Below are 1,019 nucleotides of genomic sequence, written 5' to 3' on the forward strand. Positions count from 1 at the left end.
TCATTGATGTTTCAGCTATTCTCTTTATTTGAAAATTACATCTACCATATTAATTTAATATTATATTCCTCTAGCCAACTATTAACTTGAAGTAAATAATCTATTATACCTCGTGCATCATTACCTGAAATTACTTCGTCTTTTCCTTCTGCAATAGCACGAACTCTTTCTACATTAATTAATGGCAAAATAGGTGATTCAGGATTGTTCAACACATGTAACATCCAATCACTAATACCTTGTAGATAAGAGGCATCCTTAGTGCTTGGATATGCACTTTTTTTGCGATAACGTACATCCTCTGGAAGTACATTTTCAAAAGCTCTACGTAAAATACCTTTTTCAATATTGTCTATGCTTTTCATTTCGAATGGGACATTCCATAGGTATTCTACAAGCCGGTAATCGCAAAATGGAACTCGTACTTCAAAGCCATTCATCATACTTGTGCGATCTTTTCGTTCTAGCATAAATGGCAAGAAACGTGTAATAAACATGTAAGACATTTGACGTTGCTTCATTTGCAGATCACTTTCACCTTCTAAAAAGGGAACCTCAGCAACTGCATCTTCAAATTTTTGTTTTTGATATTTTTCAGGGCTAATCTTCGCTTTAAAATCCTCTGATAAAATTTCTGTACTATACCATAAATTAACACTCCAAGGGAATATCTCTGCATCTAGAAACTTCTCTTGATGGAACCATGGATACCCTGAGAATACTTCATCTGCGGATTCGCCTGAAAGTGCAACTGTTGCGTCTTTCTTCATTTCCTTAAATAGCAAATAAAGAGACGTTTCTAGTTCTCCAACTCCAGGTAGATCACGCGCTCGCATTGGAGTTAATAAATACTCTATTAAACTATCTGATCCTATCTCTATAGAATGATGCTTTGTTCCTACATATTCAGCCACACGTTTCACCCAAGGTTCATCACGATCAAAACGAAGGAAGTCTTGCTCAAAGTCTTTTTCATCATTGATGAAATTCAGGGAATATGTATGAAGACGTTCCCCTTT

The 1,019-nt window shown here is 35.5% G+C and carries 1 protein-coding gene; it reads right to left on the reverse strand.

What is annotated here, in order from left to right; all coding sequences use genetic code 11:
- Window positions 1–41: 41 nt before the first annotated feature.
- Window positions 42–1,019 (reverse strand): asparagine synthetase B family protein (locus QO049_RS30435; RefSeq protein ID WP_284489820.1); only part of this gene is annotated, 978 nt, incomplete at its 5' end.

This window comes from Bacillus sp. RB3 (genome assembly GCF_030164735.1).
GTDB classification, from domain to species: Bacteria; Bacillota; Bacilli; order Bacillales; family Bacillaceae_G; genus Bacillus_A; species Bacillus_A cereus.